Below are 2,799 nucleotides of genomic sequence, written 5' to 3' on the forward strand. Positions count from 1 at the left end.
TTAACGTTTTAATGTAAAATGTGCTTTAAATTCTTTATTGATTTGTTGTTCTTCGTATTTGATCACAAACCAGTAATCGTCTGCTGCTGCTGGTTTTGTGTTGAAATTTCCATCCCAACCTTGTCCAGTTGTGCTGATTTGTTTCATAAATTTTCCGAATCGGTCAAATATATAAATTTTTGCGTTAATTTGATTACTTAAATTAAAAATATTCCAGTAATCATTAATTCCGTCTCCATTTGGCGTAAAAAACTTCGGATAATTAGTGATTTTTATCGAAAATGCTGCTGTTGTGTTACACTCTCGTTTGTCTCTTGCATACACATTGTGGTCGCCACTTGGCACATTTGAAAAGATGTTGCTGTCTTGGAACGGACCAAAATCCAATTGGTACTCGTAGTCACCATTTATTGGATCTGCTGTGATTTCAATGGTTGCATTGTCGTCGAAATAGCCGCTTAAAACGGTTGCTGTTACTGTTTTTGGTTGCAATGAAGAGGTTATTTTTGTCATGGCACTGCGCTTGCATCCGGTGGCTATATCTGTAATTTCTACTGAATAGGTAGTTGCTTTGTCTGCGTCATAAAAATCGGTTGTTCCCGCTGGTGCTGCGATGGCTACATTGTCTTCATACCATTGAAAATCGTAATTACTACCAGATAATCCAGTTTCCATTCTGAATTTTCTTTGGGTCACGTTGTTTTCATCAACACAAATAAATCCATCTTCTGTTAAAGTTGGCTCCGGAATGGCAAATACATTTATCGTTACCGAGTTGTTTAATGTGTTTAATGTATTTGTTGTACAAACTGGTGAGAAATCATTGGTCGAAATGCTTTCCAATTGATAAGTGGTGGTGGTTTCTAAAATTCCTGTTGGAATAATGGTAGCTGCGCCAGATGGACTCAAATTCAAAATTTGTTTTGGGCCATTGTTGATGGTATAAGTAACGACTGCGTTTGGCGTTCCGTTGAATATCAAATTGCTATCGGTTGCGGCGCAAACAGTAGTGCTTGTAGCTTGAATTGTTGCAGACAGTGGTGCTTTTACTAAAATTACTGCTTTGTTGCTTTTGATTGGTTTACAAGGTGAATTTTTTATCGAACAAACATAATCTCCGCTATCGGCAATGGTTACGTTGGTTAAGTGCAATTCAAAATTAGTTTCTAAAGGGATGATGTCACTACCATTAAATTGCCATTTATAAGTTACTGATGGGTCGGAAACACCCACACTCAAAGTGATGTCATCGCCTGAGCAATATACATTTGATATTGGCTGGGTTATTACCTGTGGTGCTTGATTAACAATCATTGCTGCAATCGGACTTGTTACCGAACATGTTCCGCTTTTTGCCACACAGATGTAATCGCCAGAATCGGTTGTTTGGGCATTTACAATCACTAAATTATTCGTTGTGGCCGTTGCGTTTGTGGTTGGCAAATCAACTCCATTTTTCCTCCATTGATACGTTAAACCTATTCCTGTCGTAGTAATGGATAAGTTGATGGTATCTCCAGAGCAAATCGTACTTCCTGCTGTAGCTTGCGTTATAATTGGCGCATTGTTAATGATTAAGGATAAAGGAACTGTCGTAATTACGGTTTGTCCACAAACATCGGTTACGGTACAACTGTAATTTCCTGTATTGGCAGCAATTGATGGTACAGTTATAGAATTACTGTTGCTGTTGGGAACAATTGAACTGTCTTTTTTCCAAACATAAGTTAAGCCAGAACCTGTGGCAACAACACTTAAAATTGAGGCTGGATCACCAGAGCAAATTAAAGTTGCGGTCGCAGTTGTTGGGTTGCCTACCGTTGGAAGAGCATTAATGCCAATTGTAACTGGTAAAATATTTGTGAAAGTTGTGTTGATACAAGATGTTAAATTGTCTTTAATACTTACCAAAGTAAATGTGGTTGGCGTGGTAAGATTATTTGTTGTAAAAATATTGGCAGCACCAAAAGCATCTGTTGTTGCAGTGAAAGTATTTGTTGTTCCATCAGAATACACAATAGTAGAATTTGGCGTTCCTGAAAAGATTAAATTACCTGTTGTTCCTGAACAAATTGATGCGTTAGCTGCCGAAAAACCAGTGACCACAGGCAAAGGATTTACGGTTATCGTTAAATCATTAGAATTAACACTTGAACAAGTAGTTGCTTCACATTTATAAACTCCACTATCGGTAGGTTGAGCGTTTGTAATAACAAGATTACTGGTTAAAGCTGTAGGATTTGAAGTAGACAAATCGGTTGTTCCTCTGAACCATTTGTAAGTGACACCAACTCCTGTTGCTATAACAGTCAAGTCGATATTTGCACCCGCACAAATTGGTGAAGTTCCTTGCGTTTGTTGCGTAAAGACTGGTTTTGCTGTTACATTTACCGTTGCAATCGCAGAATCTACAAAAACGCCACACGCATCGGTAACCGTACAAGTATAGCTTTTCCCGTTATTGACTAACGTTGCAGGAACATTTAATGTACTTGCATTTCCTACCACAATATTTGTTTCATCTTTCCATTCGTAAGATAAACTTGCGCCAATAGCTGTTACGCTCAAAACGGCGTCTGCAGCACCTTCACAGATTGTTGTTACTGACTGTGGTTGAGCGGTTATGCTTGGGCCGTTGCTGATTTGAATCAAAACATTTTGCGATAAACCTGTTGTTGAACAAGCCAAAGCATCGTTGGTTGTAATACTTACCAAAGAAAAAGTGGTTGCCACACTTAGACTGTTTGGGGTAGGAATTGTAACCGACCCAGCATTTCCAATTAAAACAGCAGGAAATGT

Annotated in this window: 1 protein-coding gene; it reads right to left on the reverse strand. The window is 38.4% G+C overall.

Annotation, left to right across the window (positions count from 1 at the left end):
• A partial coding sequence (locus ABWP14_RS11335) for an immunoglobulin domain-containing protein (RefSeq protein WP_353203080.1) occupies positions 1 to 2,799 on the reverse strand: 2,799 nt, incomplete at its 5' end.

The sequence above is a fragment of the Polynucleobacter sp. genome (assembly GCF_040400325.1).
In the GTDB taxonomy this organism is placed as follows: Bacteria; Pseudomonadota; Gammaproteobacteria; order Burkholderiales; family Burkholderiaceae; genus Polynucleobacter.